The 18964-nt window shown below is 28.7% G+C and carries 15 protein-coding genes; 9 read left to right on the top strand and 6 right to left on the bottom strand.

Annotated features, from left to right (window positions below; all coding sequences use genetic code 11):
- Together BTO06_RS08830 and BTO06_RS08825 are read left to right on the top strand one after the other, a co-directional pair.
- Positions 1-318: an Hpt domain-containing protein gene (locus BTO06_RS08830; protein WP_100924953.1), complete on the top strand. Its 318-nt coding sequence runs from the start codon at positions 1-3 to the stop codon at positions 316-318.
- A 5-nt stretch (positions 319-323) separates the two neighbouring features.
- The gene (locus tag BTO06_RS08825; protein ID WP_100924952.1) at positions 324-1052 is read left to right on the top strand and encodes a LytR/AlgR family response regulator transcription factor; all 729 of its coding nucleotides are present in this window, start codon (positions 324-326) and stop codon (positions 1050-1052) included.
- Positions 1053-1072: 20 nt separating this feature from the next.
- Here BTO06_RS08825 and BTO06_RS08820 read toward each other — a convergent pair whose 3' ends face one another.
- On the bottom strand, positions 1073-3148 hold the full coding sequence (locus BTO06_RS08820; protein WP_100924951.1) for a tetratricopeptide repeat protein: 2076 nt from the start codon (positions 3146-3148) through the stop codon (positions 1073-1075).
- Between the two features lie 134 nt (positions 3149-3282).
- On the opposite strand from BTO06_RS08820, the gene BTO06_RS08815 reads away from it, so the two are divergent.
- Complete coding sequence (locus tag BTO06_RS08815; RefSeq protein ID WP_100924950.1) at positions 3283-3561, top strand: hypothetical protein; 279 nt, start codon at positions 3283-3285, stop codon at positions 3559-3561.
- Positions 3562-4328: 767 nt separating this feature from the next.
- Here BTO06_RS08815 and BTO06_RS08810 read toward each other — a convergent pair.
- From BTO06_RS08810 to BTO06_RS08800, 3 genes are read right to left on the bottom strand one after another with little or no spacing between them, the layout of a single operon-like run.
- Positions 4329-5867, bottom strand: a complete 1539-nt coding sequence (locus BTO06_RS08810; RefSeq protein WP_100924949.1) for a cellulase family glycosylhydrolase — start codon at positions 5865-5867, stop codon at positions 4329-4331.
- On the bottom strand, positions 5861-7060 hold the full coding sequence (locus BTO06_RS08805; protein ID WP_100924948.1) for a hypothetical protein: 1200 nt from the start codon (positions 7058-7060) through the stop codon (positions 5861-5863). Before BTO06_RS08805 ends, BTO06_RS08810 begins: the two co-directional genes overlap by 7 nt.
- Positions 7060-10149 carry a hypothetical protein gene (locus BTO06_RS08800; RefSeq protein ID WP_100924947.1) on the bottom strand — a complete coding sequence of 1030 codons (3090 nt, stop codon included), beginning with the start codon at positions 10147-10149 and terminating at the stop codon, positions 7060-7062. The genes BTO06_RS08805 and BTO06_RS08800 overlap by 1 nt, the downstream gene beginning before the upstream one ends.
- A gap of 169 nt (positions 10150-10318) precedes the next feature.
- Between BTO06_RS08800 and BTO06_RS08795 the strand changes: the two genes are divergently transcribed.
- Both BTO06_RS08795 and lepB read left to right on the top strand, forming a co-directional pair.
- Positions 10319-11482 (top strand): response regulator, encoded by a 1164-nt coding sequence (locus BTO06_RS08795; RefSeq protein WP_100924946.1) that lies wholly within the window; start codon positions 10319-10321, stop codon positions 11480-11482.
- A gap of 75 nt (positions 11483-11557) precedes the next feature.
- Positions 11558-12565 (top strand): signal peptidase I, encoded by a 1008-nt coding sequence (gene lepB / locus BTO06_RS08790; protein ID WP_100924945.1) that lies wholly within the window; start codon positions 11558-11560, stop codon positions 12563-12565.
- Positions 12566-12640: 75 nt separating this feature from the next.
- Here lepB and BTO06_RS08785 read toward each other — a convergent pair whose 3' ends face one another.
- A complete protein-coding gene (locus BTO06_RS08785; RefSeq protein WP_100924944.1) occupies positions 12641-13432 on the bottom strand; it encodes a TlpA family protein disulfide reductase in 792 nt (263 codons plus the stop codon).
- Between the two features lie 33 nt (positions 13433-13465).
- Positions 13466-16633: an efflux RND transporter permease subunit gene (locus BTO06_RS08780; RefSeq protein WP_100924943.1), complete on the bottom strand. Its 3168-nt coding sequence runs from the start codon at positions 16631-16633 to the stop codon at positions 13466-13468.
- Between the two features lie 256 nt (positions 16634-16889).
- On the opposite strand from BTO06_RS08780, the gene BTO06_RS08775 reads away from it, so the two are divergent.
- From BTO06_RS08775 to BTO06_RS08760, 4 genes are read left to right on the top strand one after another with little or no spacing between them, the layout of a single operon-like run.
- The gene (locus BTO06_RS08775) at positions 16890-17105 is read left to right on the top strand and encodes a hypothetical protein (RefSeq protein ID WP_157811788.1); all 216 of its coding nucleotides are present in this window, start codon (positions 16890-16892) and stop codon (positions 17103-17105) included.
- 11 nt (positions 17106-17116) lie between these two features.
- The gene (locus tag BTO06_RS08770) at positions 17117-17344 is read left to right on the top strand and encodes a hypothetical protein (protein WP_100924941.1); all 228 of its coding nucleotides are present in this window, start codon (positions 17117-17119) and stop codon (positions 17342-17344) included.
- Between the two features lie 5 nt (positions 17345-17349).
- Positions 17350-18474 (top strand): hypothetical protein, encoded by a 1125-nt coding sequence (locus BTO06_RS08765; RefSeq protein ID WP_100924940.1) that lies wholly within the window; start codon positions 17350-17352, stop codon positions 18472-18474.
- A 1-nt stretch (position 18475) separates the two neighbouring features.
- Positions 18476-18877 carry a hypothetical protein gene (locus BTO06_RS08760; protein ID WP_100924939.1) on the top strand — a complete coding sequence of 134 codons (402 nt, stop codon included), beginning with the start codon at positions 18476-18478 and terminating at the stop codon, positions 18875-18877.
- The last annotated feature ends 87 nt before the right edge of the window (positions 18878-18964 follow it).

The raw sequence follows: 18964 nt of genomic DNA, 5'->3' as shown, positions 1-18964 counted from the left end.
ATGGAAAAACCTAATTTATTTTATTTACAAGAACTGGCTCGTGGGGATCAAGATCTCATTAATCAATTAATCGAAGTACTCAAGGTTGAATTTCCTGAAGAATCTCAGGATTATTACAAAAGTATACAAACAGGAGATTTTAAGACTATTTCCCAAAACGTTCATAGAGTTAAACATAAAATTAGTATTTTAGGACTGGATGATGCTTATAAATTGGCCAACGATTACGAAAATAATTTAAGAGATGCTAATATGGATAAGAAAGAAGAATTCGAAGAAATATTAGTTTCTATCTCAGAATACTTGAAAACTATATAAATTTTATGAATTGTATTGTTATTGATGATGAGAAAATGTCTAGGACTATTATAAAAACGCTGTGTGCTGAGTTTGAAGATTTGAAAATTGTAAAAGAATTTTCAAATTCTATGGAAGCTTTTAAATTCTTGCATTCGAATGAAATAGATCTTATTTTTTTGGATATTCACATGCCAGGTTTTACAGGATTGGATTTTATTAAAACCCTAAAAAATCCCCCAAAAGTTATTTTTACAACTGGAGATCCCAAATTTGCTATTCAAGCTTTTGAATTTAACTTTATCGTAGATTATATATTGAAACCAGTTACATTAGATAGGTTTAAAAAAGCGGTGGAAAAAGCAAAAAAACTGATTTATCTCGAAAACTTAGAAAAGCAAAAAAAGTCTCCATTAAATAGCTCTCAATTGAAAGAGGATCACAAAAATGATTTTTATGTAAATATAGATCGTCGTTTGGTGAAAATTGATTTACCTACGATATGTTATGTACAGGCGAAAGGAGATTATATTTTTGTCAAAACTGATGATAACGAATATGAAGTTCATGCTTCATTAAAGAAAATTGAACAAAAGCTTCCTACTTCACTTTTTCTTAAGGTTCACAGATCATATATCATAAATGTTAGGAAAATTATTGATATAGAAGATAATAGTGTACTAATTAATAAAGATGTCATTCCTGTTAGTCGTTCAAATAGACCTGATTTAATGAAACGATTAGATTTGTTATAAACACTTTATTTAAGTGATTTTCAAAACATTTTTGAGGTTTCAAAAACAGGCTTTTTCATGATATAATATTTAAATTGTACACCCAACTCTGTAAAAGTAAAACCAGTAGCAATGGTTGAGGCAATGTTACTGTGTGTTCCAAATAAGTTTATGAAACTTCTTTCTGATAATTTATATCCTAGTTTTCCTTGTAGTCTAAAAGTACTTTGTTTATCATCGTCTTCAATAAATTGATAACCCGTGGCAGCAGTTAGCTCATAGAACCAACCTTTTCTTTTTAAAGAAGTATCTGTTTTAATGATATTCGTAAAAATTTCAATAGCATTAAAACTAGCAGGACTAAAGTAAATAGTAGGTACTTGATTTTTAAATGATAAATTCTGATAATTTATACCTGCTTTTAAAGAAGGTTTTTCAAGAATAGAATAATAGAGAGAAGCAAAGAATAGGTTTCTATTATTTCCATCATTTTGTGTCGTGTAATAGTATTGAGAAAAGAAACCAAGATTAAAATTAGTATTCAAGCTATAGTTCAAAAAATAATTATCCATGACAATCTCTCTATCTTGTAACTCTGTATTAAAGTTTTGCATTTCTCTATTGTATCCAAAATCTAAAATCTGGAGTTTAAATGGTCTATAATTAAAACTAAGTTTTGTTAAAAACTTACTATAGTTATTTATGTCTGATTTAGAATTAAAAATTCCTGCGTCTCCTGTAAAGGTTAAATTGTTTAAAAGCTCATATGAAAATCCAAAAGTGAAATTATTTGAACTAGCCTTAATGTTATTAATGCTATTTGAATTAGTTCTATAATTATAACTTCCCATTAATTTGAATCTTGTAGATAAAGCAAATTCAGAATTAACGGTATATGAATAAGCTTCATTATTTCCATTATCAAAAGAGTAGGAAGCTCTTGTGTTAATAAAAGGAGTATAAGATCGATTTAAGGTTTTTATAAAATTGATTGCGTCTTTTTGGTTTGGATAAAAAACTAGGGTGCTATCAGCGAAATTATAAGCTTGTTTATATTTTCCTAGAGCTTTTAAAGCATTTGCTTTCCCTAAATTACCATCAAAAGAAGCACTATCTTTCTTTAAGATTAAGTCATAATCACGAATACTTTTTTTGAAATTACTTTTATAAATATTTAAAGTTGCTCTTAAAGATAAAATCCAATTTTCGGGAGTTGTATTTTTGGTTATTAAATTATCAATTTCCTTTTGGGCTTGTGAAAATTTTTTGTTCCAAATAAGTGCTTGAATATATCTTTCTGTAGTTCGTTCTTTTAAATTTTGAGTGGTGTTACTATTTACTAAATCAATTGCTTGTTTACTAATTTCAAGTGCTTCTTTTTCTTTTCCGTTAATATGATTTGTTAATGATAATCCGATTAAAGAAAGTAATTTATTATTTGGGTTTTTTCCTATTTGTTCAAAGACTTCCTGTGCTTTTTCGTTTTGCTCGGAAATAAGATAAAGATTGGCTAAATTTTGTAAAGTTTCCGTATCATTCTTAAAATCATTAAGATTTTCTTTTAAAATAGCTTCACCTTCATCAAATTCTTTTGTTTGAACCTTATTATTAGCTAAGCCGAAACGAATATATTTTTTTGAAACCAATGCATTCGGATTTCCAGCTGATACTTCTAATGCTTTATTTACATATTCTAGAGCTTTGTCAAAGTTCTTTAAATTAGAAAGTGTATTCGCGTAACCTAATAAAGCAGGGAAACTTTTATCATTTTCATTTACAAGTTTTATATAATAATTTTCAGCAGACACAAAGTTTTTATTCCATAGTAACGACTCTGCATAATTTAACTTTATTTCAAAGTCATTTGGATGATCTTTAAGTAAACCAGTGAAAATTGAAATTGCTTTTTCAGGATTGTTATGTAAACCAACGGCTCTTCCGTAACATAAACGAGCTGTTTTATTGGTTGGATAGGACTTTAATATATTTTCAAAAAAACGTTCTGCTTCAGCGTATTTACCGGTTTCCAGATAAGTAAAACCTTCTTTCATATCTTGGGTATGTCCAAAATAGCAGATGAATAGGGTAATAATAAAGGTTAAGTGTTTGGTTTTCATTTTCTTTTTTTCTTGACTACAATTTAAGCATTACAATTTAATCATTAAACCTCAGCAAACTGTTTTTCGGCAATAGTCCTCTTTTTTTTTTGAAACTAATTTAGAAATTAGATTTATTAAAAAATAACAAAATTATGAGCTTACAAGTAACACAAAAAAACGGTGCCTTACACCTTAAAGGTAGAATTAATACTTCTACATCTAGATTATTTATTATTTATTTAGAACACTACGCTGAGAAGCTTAAAAATGTTGTAATTAATATTGATAAGGTCAAAGAAATCGATAGAGATGGAATTGAAGCTATCAAGACAGTTTGGGCTATAGCATTGAAAAAAAATAAAAAATTCTCAATTAGAGGACTTGGGTGCAAAGATATTTATGATCATTTCGGAACACCATTTGTAGCGTAAAATAGAATAGTAATTATTAAAACAGAATATATGAGCAAACTATTACAATTTATAAATATGTTAATCTATAGAAGTGCAAGAGCATTTTTAGACTTCGGAAGAAGTAAAAGATTTTAAAGTTTAAATATCACATTAGATAGTAAAGTAAGTTTTACATAGGTTTATGTAAGTAAACATTAAGTATGTTAATATTTAAGAGTGAATTTAATCCCTAAATAATCCCTAATTTATTAATATATAAAGTAGAATGATGTTGATTAGGTACGAATTTTTGGAAGTTTCAATACAAATCAACATCTAAGTTTAAATCGAATTTGTCAAGAACAATATTTGATGATTCATTTCGAATATAAAGGTTGGGCTGATGATCGAAGCAGGTGACATGGTTCTAGATTCATTTGATTTAAACTTTTTTATGTAATCTCAGGAGTAAGTAATCCCTTTACTCCTGAGATATACTTCAGTTCATAAAAGAAAGTTAAATTTTTTTGTGTTAGAGCTAAGTATTTATTTTAATATATAAGATTGCAGTAGTCGTTTGTTACAACGACTTTGTGCGTTGTTCAAAATAGTAGTTTTATTCAATGCTTGGGAAATTTAGCAATAGACACAACTACAGATAAAGAAATGATACGTTTTCTGATATCTGACGAGTTTACTAAATTACGATTCGGCTACTGTATATCTTATTTTAAGATATGTTAACACAGGGTGAACTTATGTAGAAGAAGAATATTAGTTCAATGTTTCTATGAAAAGCAAATATATTATTTCGAAATGTAATCGAAAGCTGGTTTTTTATTTCCATTAGAATCGATAAAACCAAACCTTTTTTGAGGTTGTACTCTCCAAGGAAGTCTTCCCACAACTTCTCTAGGGACTTTATTAAAATCATATAATGTCCATGACAAAAAAGGGATATTTTTTGAAGTAAGAATTTCTTGCATTTCCTTGTGATACATAGCTTGTTTCTTTTTTGAATTTCCAATAGGTTTCCATATGCCAGAATAAGAGGATCTTCCGAATTCCCCTAAAACGATCTCCTTGTCTGGTACTTCCTCTTTTATTTTATCATATGCACTAACAAAATCTTTATAATCTCCATAATAATGAAAAGAAATAAAATCAACTTGATCTTTTAAAATAGATGCATCTTTTGCATTTGACCATCCAATCGTAACGGGATGTTTCTTATCTATGGATTTAATAAGAATAATTAAATGATTCAGCCAAGCGATTACTTGTTCTTTTCCTCTAGATTTAAAATCTAAATTAGGTTCATTTTTTATATCCCACGCCAAGATGGCGTTGTGATCTTTAAAAGTAGAAACAATCTTCTCAGCATGTCGGTGATTTAATGTCCAATCTGTCGTATCATAGTTTCCGTAAAAATCAAAAAGTGTTGGAATAACTTTTATGCCAATTTTTTCTGCTGAATCAAGAACTTGCTTTAGTTTATTTAATTTTTTGATGTCGACTTTAACCTTACCAAATTCTTCATAAGGAATAAAAACCCGAATAGTGTTTAAATTAGCATCTTTAATAATTTGAAAATCTTTTTCTATTATATCGATATCAAATTCATCTCCAAACATTTTCCAGGGTGTTGCTTGCGGATAGTAGTTAATTCCTCTGATTGATTTAACATCTAATGATTTATTGGCAGGGACAACTTTATCAAAATCATTTATGTATTCTTTTACCAAATGTCGGATTCTCCAAAAACCATCTTCAGCTAAAAGGACGACCTTGTAATTTGATACCTCAGTGGCTTCTATAAGGAGCTCTTTGTTTTTGAACGCTCTTTTGTATTCAACTACATTTTTATCTTCTAAAACAATCATCTGGCCATCTTCACTAAAAAAAAGTATGTCTGGATGGTGTTCTATGGTTGTTGCATCTATAAAAACATCTTCTGTTTTATTATAGTCTATAATGCTGAATACGTTTTTTCTCGCATTTTCAGTAAAATAATCATCAACTCCTTTGTAATTATTAGTTCTGTATGCCATAAATTTTACATACCAAGCATCCAAATAATCATTCTCAATGTTGCGTAAGGTTTGATCGTTCATTTCTCTTCCTTCATTACCATCTTCTTTCCAAGTTACTTTTGGAAGGTATTGGTCAATTTTTCTTACTTCGGTATGAAGAATTTTACTTCTATCTGCACCAGTGTTGAAAAAACTATATAAAGAACTAAGAAGAAATACAATTACCGAACAAATGAGTACATAAGATAACATTAATATACCACGCAGTAATTTTCTATTCGTGCTAATTTTTGCTTCACCGTTGTTTACCATAATTTCACGGTTTTATATTTTCTTGTATTACAAGCAGAGGTTATGTGAATATCATAAACTCCATTTTTGTAAATATTTCGATTTAATTTAAAAGTGGTAAAACCATCTTGTGATTGTTGCACAATCTTGTCAAGGAATTTTCCATCTTGATAAATAGAAAGTTCAATTTGGAGTCCATCCGGAATCATTTGCTCCATAAAACTTATCATAGGACCTATTTTTAATTCTCGATTATCTGTCGAAAATTCTACCGGAATATTATTAATTACTTGATCAAATGAAATCGTTAAAACATTACTATTAGCAATTCCGTCAATAAATGCTTTTATCTTCCATGTTGATTCGCAGTCGGGATGAATTATAGAGGCTTTGGCTACCCCTTCAATCGTAGTTCCTCCTGCTTTTAAAATATTTCCATCTTGATTAGTAATAAAGAATTCAACAAAGGTCCCATCGCTTACAGTGTTATTATTTTTATCTCTAATTTTAGAAGTGTATAAATTTGTAATTTGATTACCGTCAGCATATTTGTGATTTCTCTCATAACGAATATTAAAGTTTCGACCAATCGCAGGTAAAATATCTAACGTAAATTCTTTAGAATTTAGTTTATATGATTCGGAGGAAAGTACCATTCTTCCTGACTTTTTTGGAGCGTAAATAAGATCATAAGAAATAAGGTTTTTGGTAAAAATAGTATTTGTTACTTCCGATTGTAAAAATTGTTTTTTAAAAATAACTTTAGAACCGGTTTTAATTGGGTTGTCTAAAGTGTCAGTTGGTATTACTACCATCATGGCATAGTCAATATCACCTGCTTCTATGGTAGGAGGACCAACGTAAGTTTCTAGTGAAACAGGTTTTTGGATTGGTAATATCGAAAACGTTCCAGTTAATAGAGATTCCGTATTTATAGTTTTCCAACTTACAAGCCCAATTTTCTTTCTAATAAACTCTGGAATTTCAAAAGTGTATTCTTCATCATTTTGACTAGGAGAAAGTACTGTATTACCGTAGCTATAAGAACACAACAATTGAAATGGTTTCTTTTTAGGATTTTTAAATGTTAATATAATACGGTTTCCTACCACATATTCTTTTTGTTTTGATAGAAGTTCAGGAGAGTTTTGAGCAATTAATGAACCAATTGCACACCATAGAAATAAGAATGAAAAAGTATAATTTTGCTTCATTATTTTGGATTTCCTATAAAACTATTCATTTCTATTTTCACATAATCATATTGAGGATGATTAATTTTTTGCAATACTTCGTAGGTATGATTTTCAATTCTGTTAGGAACAATTTTTATAGAAACATCTTCATTTGGCAATCCATTAACAAAGCAATTAGTCATATCTTCACTAATAACTTCGAGCGTTGATTCTTTAATAAAATCATATTCAAAATATAGTTTTCTGTGTTGTCGTATTCCCTGATGAAGATATAAATGATCAACCCAAGAGATTTTTTTATTACGATCATAATAGGTGAATATAAGTTGCGGTACTGTAATTTCTTGTATTCCACTATTAAAAATAACACCATTTAAACTTGTATCTTCAATATTAATATTGCTTAGAGCATGATCTTTAAACAAATCTGAATTGGAAACATTTGCAGCCAATTGTAAATTAAATTTCGTAGGTTGTTCATTTAGTTCAATAGGAGTAAAGGCGTCTGGATCAAATTTATCAGGAATAGAATCTTTAGTTTTAGACCATGCGATTCCTTCAAAATTAATACGGAACGAACTCACTTCCTTTGGAACGAGCTTATGTTTTACTATATGTTTAGCATTAAATGACGCAAGAGCTTTATTATTATCATTATATAAAGTTCCTTTTAAAATAATATCAGCAGGAGTATTATCAATATTTTGAATTTCTCCAATTATTGCATAACTCTCATTGTGTTTAACTAATTTAGCTTTCACTATCTCAACGACTGGTTGTTTTAAAATATCTTCATGATAGGTTTGTTCTGTAGTTATTCGCCTTCTTCCTTGATTAAAATATCTTGTTTTATTTCTAGCATATAATTGGTCAGGTGGTAAATCAATGTCTTTGTTTTCGGGTATTAAAAACCATTTTCCTTTGAATTTTACGAGTGTTTTATAATCAACCCTATTAATTTTTTCAAGAGGTGTAATCCATTTTGTTTTTACTTCCATGGTAGCCAAACTATCCGTTTTTTTGAGAATTGAGTATTCTAAGGCATCCATTTTAGCATAAGAACTTAATAAGCCATCGGTAACGGAAATTTCTAACATGTATTGATCGATGGTAATTTCTTTTCTAGGATCTAATAGAGAATGGGCAGTTTTAAATCGCTTAAAGTCCAATGCATTATAATATGCGGTAATTACATTTTCTGGTGTTCTCTGGGAATCATTTTTTATGTACAGTAAATATATCCCATAAATCATAAGAATAATAAGCAAAGCAGACCATATATGTGTTATTTTTAAGATAAAACTGGAAAAACTTGAGTATTCTTGTCGAAAATTAAAATATTCAGGAATCACTTTAGGTTTCATTCTGAGTTTATTCTTAAATAGAGGAATAATATTGAACATAAATGCAACAATTACGGTGGTAAATGGTATTATTCCCCAGAGGATATTTTCCCAGTTATCAACTTCATCTCTTGGTAAAATGGTAGATAAAGGGTTTATATTTAAACGTTCCCATACCATAATTCCATTTTCTAATGGAGGTATTCTTTGCCAACCACAGAAATATAGAATTGGATCGTAAAATTTATCATTAGAAAAAATATATTTAAGATTGTATTTCTCGGGAACAGTAAGGAATTGCTGAAGAGAACCAATACCAGCAACACCTTTAAACTTTGAATTCTCCAACCTTTCAATAGGTCTGGTTGTAAGTTCAGGGAGTCTTCTAGCTGAATGATAGTTCCCATCAACAGTAGTTGCATTTGTTTGAGAAGCAAGCCAAGCCATTTGATCACCAAAGCCCAATGTTAAATATCTCCATTGATCATGTTGATCTTGATTTAAGAAGTTGATAATGGGCAAGATGTTAATTTTTTGTGGTTGTGAAGGTCTGAAATAACCTAAACTCAACGAGAAAATTGTAAAAAACAAAAACAGAGCTGCTAGTAATCCTCCGATTAATCGATGATAAACAGCCCCAAATTTTTTTTGTATGAGCTGCTTTAAGTCTCCTTCAACAAACCTGTATGTAAACTCTCCAAAAATTGGTAACGCCATTATAGAACCCCATAATGTGAATCGGTCTAAAGTAAGAATATTGAAAGCATTTTCTCCTAGTATGATTTCAGGAATTGGTGTTGTTCCTCCGGTACCTAAAATGAATAGCATTGAAAAACACAAACCAAAAAATAGGTAACGCTTGCTGTAATATCTATATAAGAAATAAGGAATGAAGAATAATAATACTCCCCAGGGAATTAAGAAAAAGACTAATCCTGAAGATAAAACCTCTAAAAAGTTATCTCTAGATCCGTGAGGTATAGGAACTTGAGTAATCGGATTTTTTTTAGAGTTTATCCAGTATGGTAAAATACACCCAACAATTAAAACAAGAATCATGATTAGGAATGTGATATTTCGCTTGAATGTTTTTACGAATACTTTTAGAAAAAGTTTAAGACGAATTTCTTTATAGGAATTAACTTGTTCTCTTGCTATATCCATAATTACCATTCCTACTAATGGTAAAATGAAAAATACCATTCCAAATATTGGAGTTACATGGTGAGATGTAACGGTTACAGAGATTAAGGAAAGAGATGTGAAAAAGTATTTATAAATACCGGTTTTTAACCATGAATAAATTTCGGGGAGTGCATGCATTAAAATTGAAATCCCCATAATACTTGGGAGCTGTCCAAAAATGTGAAGTGTTTCAACAAAAGAAGCTGAAAACACACTCAGTAGAGCAGAATAACCAGCAGTTGTTGTATTTCCTGTTATGAGTAAAGCATAACGATAAACTCCTGTAACGAAAAGAATCGATACAATTATAGCTACTGTGAATAGCCCGAATTTTAGGCCACCTATAAGAGATAACGCTCCTATTAATTGGTGAACCAATGGAGGATAACCCATAACAGAAAATCCAGTATACCATTTATAACTCCAGTGCTCAAACCAATTATCTGCATAATGCCCAGCAAAAAACAAGTGAATTAATGCATCATAAGTTGTTTCTAAAGTGAAAAATATAGTACTTCCATGAAAAACTACACAAAGCAATATGGCAGTAATTAAATATTTGTTAGAAACTCCTTTCATTCAATAATTGTCAATTTTCTTTTAATAAATATAAAATATTTAAACAAAACAGTAAATTTATTTTGATGTTGGTGAATTTTGCTCAAGGAACTTTTATTCTAGAAACTTTGATTTCTAGTGAATCTTAGTTAAATTTAGAAAATAGTTAGATTTAAAAATACCTCGAAATATGAAAATATTGGCTATCGATGACCAAAAGCTTGTATTAATTCCCTTAGAAAATCGATTAAAAGAGTTAGGCTATGAAGTTTTTTGTGAAACGGATGCAAATAAAGGAATTGAGCTTTTTAATGAGATTGAGCCAGACCTAGTAATTGTAGATATTAATATGCCAAGCTTACCTGGTATAGAGGTTGTTAAATACATAAGAGTTGAGAAAAAATCAAAAACACCAATAATGGTTTTGTCAGGGAATACAGATGACCAAATGATAACGGAAGGATTTGATTTAGGTATTGACGATTATATGAAAAAACCTTTGAGTTTATCGGAAGTTTACGCAAGAGTAAAAAGATTGATTGGAGCTCCTAAAGTTTCATCTAAATCAAATATTTACAGCGGAGATGTTATTATCCAAGAAAGATGTGTTGGGGTTGTAATTCCTTGTTATAATGAAGAAAAAAGGTTACTCAGTAATGAGTTTACGAATTTTATAGACAAGCATACAGGGTATCATTTGTGTTTCGTAAACGATGGAAGTAAGGACAAAACTTTAGAAGTCTTACATTCTATTCGAAAAGGTAGAGAAGATTTTATTACAGTTTATGACTGTGAAAAAAATGGAGGTAAGGCGGAAGCAGTTCGGCAAGGAATGCTTCATATGTTACAAGAGGAAGATTTGGATTATATAGGATTTCTGGACGCTGATTTATCTACTGATTTAAGAGATTTTGATGATTTAGTAAATACAATTCAAAATTCTGATTATAAAATTGTAAGTGGTTCACGGATTAGTAGGATGGGAGCTAATATCACAAAAGAGTCTGCACGAAAAATTATTAGTCAAACGATTAATTATATCATCAGAAAAATTCTTTCAATGGATTTCAAGGATACACAATGTGGAGCAAAAATTTTCCATAGAGACGTCATTGAAATATCTTTTAAAGATAAGTTTGTTTCGAAGTGGATTTTCGACGTTGAAATATTTAGAAGAGTAACCTTACATTATGGTTTAGATAAGGCAAAACGAATGCTTTGCGAACAGCCTTTAAAAAGATGGATTCATGCAGATGGAAGTAAATTATCCATGCGTGATTCTGTTAAAATCATATTCCAATTAGGACAGATTGCATGGTATTATAATGTAAAACGGACACCAAGTATCGCTTAAAAGAGAAAAGTAAGTATAATAATATTCTTACTATTTGACTCTTTTATAATTGGTTTAAATTACTATTTTTACCTGATGAAAAAGATAGTGTATACATTAGGTTTATTAGTAATTCTACTATTTTATTTTTGGACAAAAGAACTTATAATTACAGGTGTTCTTTTAATTATTTTAGATAGTTTAACTACTTGTTTTTGGGTTAAAATTTTAAGGAATTCTATTTCAGATAAAGTATTTAAAATATTAAGAATTTGCTGGTATTTTATTACTCCTATTGTAATTTCAATTTTCATTCGATCATTTTTTATTGATATGTATTTTGTTCCTTCTAAATCAATGGAAAGAACATTGTATCCCGGTGATTACGTAATTGTAAATAAGTTCTCTTATGGAGTCAAATTGCCAAGGCATAAGAGAAATATTCCAGTTATTGGTGGTATGTTTCAAGCTCCTAAACATGAGTATGATTTATATCGTTCGTTAAAAGGGGGGAAGAGGTTCCAAAGAGAAGATATTGTGGTTTTTAAGGCTGTTGATGATTCTGATAAATTTTTAATTAAAAGAATAATTGGAATGCCCGGTGATAAATTAAAAATTGTGAATGGAGTTGTTATTATTAACAATCAAAAACTACCAAACAAGGATAATTATTCATTTAATTATATTAGTAATGAAGTGAAAAACGTAACAATGATTAAAAATCTTTCAGAGAAAGAGTTTAGAGAATCTTCAACAAGAGAAAAGTCTTATTTCACTAAGAATATAAAAGTTAAATCTGATTTTAGTTATTTTCTTTTTCCTAGAAGTAAACAAGATTACTGGACAATTGATAATTATGGAAGTTTAATTGTTCCTAAAAAAGGATTGTCAATCGAATTAACAAAAGAAAATATACAGATTTATAAAACAATAGCTTTAAAATTTGAAAATGTAGAACTAGAAGATTATTCTCAAAAGTATTATTCCTTTAAAAAAGATTATTATTTCATGCTTGGAGATAATAGACATAATTCCATTGATTCGAGAAGCTTTGGTTTTGTTCCAGAAGATTTTATACAAGGTAAGATGGAGTTCTCTTTTTAAAAAATCATAAAAGACAATATTCTTGGTACTAAAAAATTTAATACCAAGAATAAACAAACTATTTATTATTTATTTTTATTGATTTATTAGATTTTCTATTCTGATATCTATCTTTTGATCGTAGTCATAAGGTTTTGATTCGTTTTTTTTCCACAATTGAGGTAGACCAAAGTCGATGAATTTTACCACGTTCGCCTTGTCGATATAAAGTATAGTTGGATACTCAGAAATATCTAGGGATTTTATGATACTATCTTGACTTACAAAGTGTCTAAACATAAATTTATTGTTTTCTAAGTACTTGTAAACGTCAGTTTTTGAATTTTTTGTGAAGGATATAAAATTAACTTCTGAATTGTATTTATTATATAGTTTGTTCAACAAATGATTTTCTCTTAATGATGCAGGGCAGTCGTTCGCCCAAAAGTAGAGGAAACTTGGTTTTTTTTGATTGTTAAAAACTTTATTATTGGTGTCTATTAATTCATTTAATAATAACTTTTCTCCAATCCTAGCCAAGATTTTTTCTCTATGAAGAGGAGTTGTTTCTTTAGTTTGACTGTTTTTGTTTTGAGTGATTTTTATTTTTGGTATAAATTGAACATAGTAAAGAACAGAATCTCCTTTATTTATTGTTTTGATTAATGAATCTTTAATATTCTCAATTGATATTATATGGTCCATCCTATCCTTTTTAAGTTTCTCTCGAGATTCTGAAATCAGTTTTTCTTTAAAAAAAAGTAAATTCTCACTTTTTATGATGCTATCTTGACCGTTTTGTGTTTTAAACGCATAGAACTCTTTTTTACTATTGACGCAAGATAAAGACACAAGTAATAAAATATGTATAAAAAACGTTTTTTTCATTAGATTTAAATTAGTGGGATTAAATTTGTGAAATTATGATGAGTATTTTAATATTCTTCTCCTTTTCAATGTAAATAAAGGTAAATAAATCAAAATCCCTATTAATGAAAAGAACAAGCCGCCAATTGTCCCTGCTCCTAAAGCGAACCAAAAAACTTCATTCTGACCATCTTTTACAAAGGGAATAAATCCTAATATGGTTGAAATTATTGTCAAAATAATAGGAAATATTTTCTGTTTAAATGCCTCTAGATAAAGTGCTACATAATTTTCATTAGGAAATTCCTTCTTAAGTTTATTAAAGCCATTAATTATGAAAATTGAAGCATTAACCGTAATTCCACTAAGTAAAACAAAACTAGCTAAACCTCCTTGATCAAAATTAAAATTAAACAAATAAAAGGTTAAGAAGACACCAATAAATGAGATTGGAATTACGCTTAAAATAATAAACGGTTGTTTTAAACTTTCAAATAAAATTGCGCAAATAAAGTAAATTATAACTAGTACTAACAATAGTAAATTAAAGTAATTATTGTTCTCATCACCATTTAAAAACCATTGGTTTTGAGAGTTCTCGAATCGATAACCTAAAGGTAATTTACTTCTTAATTCCTTAAGTTTTTTCTTTAGGAATTTTGATCCAAATTTAGAAGAACCAGTATATTGAAATTGTATTAAACGAATATATTCTTGGTTTTCTTTATGAATGTTTTCTTCTTCTCTTTCTTTTTGAACGGATGATATATTTTTTAAAATAACAGGTTTATTCAAACTATCCAATGGATTATTATTAATATTCCAAAGATCAAATTTTTTCGATTCAGAAGATTCCAATCGTACAGGAGTATATTTTCCATTAATATTTAAAGATACATCTGAAGTATTGGATAAAGTAAGGGCTTGAAGTTCATTAAAAATTTCTGACGGATTACTATTACGCAATGCTAATTGTTCTTTATCTAAACTAAAACGATATTCATATGAAGGCTTTCTTGACCAATATGAATTTTCTTTTATCAATACTTTTTGAATTCTTGGATGAGTTTCCAAGGCAACCTTCAAGGTGTCAGCCCAGCTATTTAAAATATCGTAATTATAACCTTTTGCTTCAACTGTAAAATTAATAGGTTCATTACTGCCACTTCCATTACTAAATCCATTACCAACTCCCGAAATATTCCAATCAATTCCTCCTAAATCTAAAGCTTTTCTCACCAATCTAGCTTTTAGCATAAAAGGGAAAGCACCTTTTTCATAGGCTTCTTTAAAGGTAATTTCAATTCTAGCATAATCTCCACTATAAACAGTGCTCGTATATTGTTTTATTTCCGGAAACTGTTGTATATAATTTTCAATGACTAAAAAAGCTTCGTTCATTTGATGAACTGTTGCTCCTTTTTCCATTGAAGCCCCTACGTATAATTTAGTTTCTTCATTTCGATTGTAATAGGCGTTTTCAAAAACATAATAGTTAAATAAACGAAAACTCCCTCCTAAATATTTATCAATATACGGTCTAACATTTTCGCGATACCACTCATTACCTAATGTTGTATTGTATGTTTTCTCGAGGAAAGTATCGTTATTCTCAAGTTTTTGAGGTAACATGAAAAATGGGATTCCAAAAAGTAAAATTATTCCAAAAATTGTAGCTTTTTTAAATCGTAGTAAAATTAATAAAAGCTTATTGTAAACTTTATAAAACTTATCCTGAATATGAATAAAAATCTTTTTAGAGCTTCTATTTTTTAAAGGTATTTTCTTCAGAAGGGCTGGGATTAAAAACAAAGCCACAAATAGTGATACACTTAAGTTTATGATAATTACAAGAGCGAAGTCTATCAAGTTTAACTTGTATTTATCATCCAAAAAATAAATAATAGATAAAGCCCCAATAGTTGTTAATGTAGAAGCTAAAATTGGAATAAATATGTTAGTATTACCTTGATTTTTAATGTGGTCAATCATCACGATGCTATTATCGATAATTAACCCTAATGAAATTGTTATTCCAGCCAAAGAATACAATTGTATTTCAACTTTACAAAAGAAATATAGTAAAAAAGCAATTCCTAAATTACACAGTAAACTTAGAATGGTAATTAGTAAATATTTAAAACTAGCACTTACTACTAATATAAATACGAGTAGTATAAAAATAGTGTAGGCAGATCGTTCATAAATTTTATTTAGTTCTTTGGATAAATATTCGGTAGCATTATAAGATTCAATTACTGAAAAATCTGACGGAAGTCTTGTTTTAATTTGTGCTATTTTTTCTTCTATTTTCTCTGCTAAAACGATAGTGTTAGCATTTTTTGAAGCGTAAATGGAAAGTGTTATTGAGTTTTTACCGTTGATTCTAAAATAGCTCTGAGTTTCTTGTTCTACTTCTTTTATTGTGGCAATATCATTTAGGAAAATAAGTCTATTTTCTACTTTTTTTATAGGTAAATGCCAGTCAATTTTATCGCTGGAATTTGTAGATAGTGTAATATATTCTTGTTGGTAAAAAATATCTCCTAAACTCTCTTGTGAGAATTGTTTTTGAAGAGTTTTAATAATGTCTTCTTTTGAAATTTTTAATTGTTTTAATAAATCAAAATTATAAGTAATTACAAACTCTTTTGGTTGTGCACCATATACTTTTGTTTTATCAATTCCATCCATAGAACCTATGATAGGCTCAATTTGATTCTTTACAATTTCCTGAATTACAAAAGGTGAATCTTTACCATTAATACTGTAGGTTAAAAAAGCACGTTGTTGTTCGTCATCATTGGGTTTATTCACTTGTAAAGTGGGGTAGCTAGTCCGTTCTGGTAGTTTTTTGTAAAGCTGACGTATAATAGTTGCTATTTCAAATCGTACATGATCAATGTTGGTATATTTATCAAATTCTAAAGTGATACTTCCTCTTCCTTTTGACGATTTGGAAGAAAGTTTAGTAAGACCTTTTACAGTACTAAAACCACCTTCTAAAATACTGGTGACTTCCCTTTCTAAAGCATAAGGTGATGCATTATTCCAAGAGTAATTCACTGATATAGATGGTAGCGAATCACTTGGGTTTAAACGCACGGATAACCTCGGAATGATTAAAAAACCAAGAATTCCCAGAGTTAAAGCAATGATTAATATTTTAAAAGTCGAAATAGAATATCGAGTTTTGATAGCAAATTGTTTTTTCGTTTTCAAACATAAGAACTATTTCTGAAAAATCAATATTTTTCTTTTTTAATTATAAAAAAAAATCTATCTTGCCACCGTTTTGAAAAAAGCTTTGCTAACTTTTTTTTAAGCAAAAAATTGTCGACAAAGAGAAAGAGTGTTTTATAAAAAAAATTGCGCAGCATTCTTTTTTAATTTTTTAATGATATACTTCTTTCTCCGAGAAAGGATAAGTATACAACTGTTTAATTTTAATATACTAAAAGAAATGAAAAGTAAATTCATGAAAAGAACATTAGGATTTGCCTTTTTAGGTTTATTTACATTTGGGTTATTTCAACCGTTATCCAGTAATGCACAGAGTATTGATATACCTGAATGGATTTCAGTGAAAGGTCATTATGAAAAAACAATTACCGGACAAACCTATATAGATTGTAATAATAAAGGAACAAAAACATGTAAAGTTAAAAATCCTAAGTTTACAAAAATTAATTAATACAATATAAAATGAAAAAAAATATAAAATTTGGTTTTTCAGCAATGGTAATTGCAATTGCTGTTATAACTAACTTAAGAGGGAATGAGAAATCAGAAGCAACCCCTCCTAGTCCTGATGTTCTAGGGTTAGCATGGGCTAAAACGGTTGTTCAGCCAGATGGAGGTGTGGAAGTTTATTGTCCATCACCTGGACAATCTTTGTGTAAACCACCTAAGCCTGTTCTTACTAAAAATTAAGATAAATGAAGATTATTAAGTTTTCAATAATCTTAGCTACTTCTTTTTTACTTTCTTGTAAAAAAGAAGTAGCAAATAGTAATTTTATAAGTGCTAAGGTTACTATAAAAGATTCGTTAAAAATTAATTATGTTGGTTTAATTTTTGAGGAAAAATCTAATAAAGATTTACTCTTTTTTAATCCTACGAACTATGAGATAGTTAGATACAACTTAGAAACGAACACAACAAACACTTTTAATAAGGCAGGTGATGGGTTTGATGAATATACTAAGATTTATAAAAATTTTATAACTTTTAGAAACGACTCTGTTATTGCTGTATCCGATATAAAAAGTATAAAGCAGTATAATCTAGAGGGGGAGTTTTTAGGTGATATTAAATTTGATACTTATGATGATGCATATGCACCTTTAACAAATTTGAAATTTTATGGAGATTCTTTGCTGATAGCAATGAAATCGATTCAGGGGAATCCTTCAAAAAAAGAATACTATAAAGAAAATAGAAAAGTAATTTTTGTCAAAAACCTTAATACTGGGGAGGAGAATAATTTTATAAATTTCCCGGAGGAGTTAAATGATTTTTTTGAAGAAGATTACTACTATAACGATATTTATTCTTTTGCGGATTTGAAAAAGGAGAAATCTTTTCATTTTGTAAATTCGAACGGAAAAAAATACTATGAGTATAATATTTTAGAAAATAGTATTAAATCAAAAGAATTACCGAACATGCCATACTATAATATCTTGAAATTACCATATGGAAAAGAAATTCCACAGGATGAAATGTTTTTGAATTTATATAGGTCGAGCACGATTCGTGAGGTTTTTAAGGACGATAAGAGTACATTTGTTGTTTATGGAGAGGCTTATGACAGAGAGTTTTTAATTGAATTTAAAAACAAAAATAAAGGATTTCCATTTACAGTAACGCCTAATATTAATTACAGTTTATTTAGATTTAACGAAAAGGGCGATGGTAAGTTATACAGATTAAATAGTGGGAAGAATTTGTATCCTTTTTTTTGGGATGAAAATGAAGAGGAAATCTTTATGTTAAGTTTGAACAATGAATATGATGAAATGCAGGGGGTGTCAACTATTTACATAGGTAAACTTAATTAATATGAAGAAGATACTGTTACTGATTTGTGCTATAACATTTATTCAATGTAATATTAACAGCGAAATTAAGAAAGATAGGATTTCAACTATATTATATGAGGAGCTTGAGAGTAATGATATTGAATCTGAATATATTAATGTTATTTTAATTAATGAGTTCGATTGTCATACTTGTATAAACGATTTTATAAATCAAAATGATAATGATTTTACAGTAGGGTTATATTTATCAAAGAACGAGGTTAAATTCAAAGAGAAATTAGATAATATAAGCTCGAACATTAAGTGGTATTCGTTAAAAAATGCTGAACTACTAACCAATTTGATGAAAGATAATGAGTATAAGGGGCCATATTTGTTTCAATTAATTGGTAGTCAATATAAATTGCAGTCGTATTTTTAAACTTAATGGCGGACTTGTGTTTTTCAACATAAGCTTTATAATATTATTCAATCGAAAAAACAGTTTTTAAATGTTATTACTATAATA

The sequence above is a fragment of the Tenacibaculum sp. SZ-18 genome, from assembly GCF_002813915.1.
Lineage (GTDB): Bacteria > Bacteroidota > Bacteroidia > Flavobacteriales > Flavobacteriaceae > Polaribacter.
This window is presented reverse-complemented; position numbering and strand designations above follow the sequence as displayed.

What these genes read in the sequence shown, in the direction of transcription:
- BTO06_RS08760 (WP_100924939.1), top strand. Translation starts at nt 18,476, where the DNA reads ATGAAGAAGATACTGTTACTGATTTGTGCTATAACATTTATTCAATGT.
- BTO06_RS08830 (WP_100924953.1), top strand. Translation starts at nt 1, where the DNA reads ATGGAAAAACCTAATTTATTTTATTTACAAGAACTGGCTCGTGGGGAT.
- BTO06_RS08815 (WP_100924950.1), top strand. Translation starts at nt 3,283, where the DNA reads ATGAGCTTACAAGTAACACAAAAAAACGGTGCCTTACACCTTAAAGGT.
- lepB (WP_100924945.1), top strand. Translation starts at nt 11,558, where the DNA reads ATGAAAAAGATAGTGTATACATTAGGTTTATTAGTAATTCTACTATTT.
- BTO06_RS08765 (WP_100924940.1), top strand. Translation starts at nt 17,350, where the DNA reads ATGAAGATTATTAAGTTTTCAATAATCTTAGCTACTTCTTTTTTACTT.
- BTO06_RS08820 (WP_100924951.1), bottom strand. Translation starts at nt 3,148, where the DNA reads ATGAAAACCAAACACTTAACCTTTATTATTACCCTATTCATCTGCTAT.
- BTO06_RS08795 (WP_100924946.1), top strand. Translation starts at nt 10,319, where the DNA reads ATGAAAATATTGGCTATCGATGACCAAAAGCTTGTATTAATTCCCTTA.
- BTO06_RS08805 (WP_100924948.1), bottom strand. Translation starts at nt 7,060, where the DNA reads ATGAAGCAAAATTATACTTTTTCATTCTTATTTCTATGGTGTGCAATT.
- BTO06_RS08785 (WP_100924944.1), bottom strand. Translation starts at nt 13,432, where the DNA reads ATGAAAAAAACGTTTTTTATACATATTTTATTACTTGTGTCTTTATCT.
- BTO06_RS08825 (WP_100924952.1), top strand. Translation starts at nt 324, where the DNA reads ATGAATTGTATTGTTATTGATGATGAGAAAATGTCTAGGACTATTATA.
- BTO06_RS08770 (WP_100924941.1), top strand. Translation starts at nt 17,117, where the DNA reads ATGAAAAAAAATATAAAATTTGGTTTTTCAGCAATGGTAATTGCAATT.
- BTO06_RS08810 (WP_100924949.1), bottom strand. Translation starts at nt 5,867, where the DNA reads ATGGTAAACAACGGTGAAGCAAAAATTAGCACGAATAGAAAATTACTG.
- BTO06_RS08775 (WP_157811788.1), top strand. Translation starts at nt 16,890, where the DNA reads ATGAAAAGAACATTAGGATTTGCCTTTTTAGGTTTATTTACATTTGGG.
- BTO06_RS08800 (WP_100924947.1), bottom strand. Translation starts at nt 10,149, where the DNA reads ATGAAAGGAGTTTCTAACAAATATTTAATTACTGCCATATTGCTTTGT.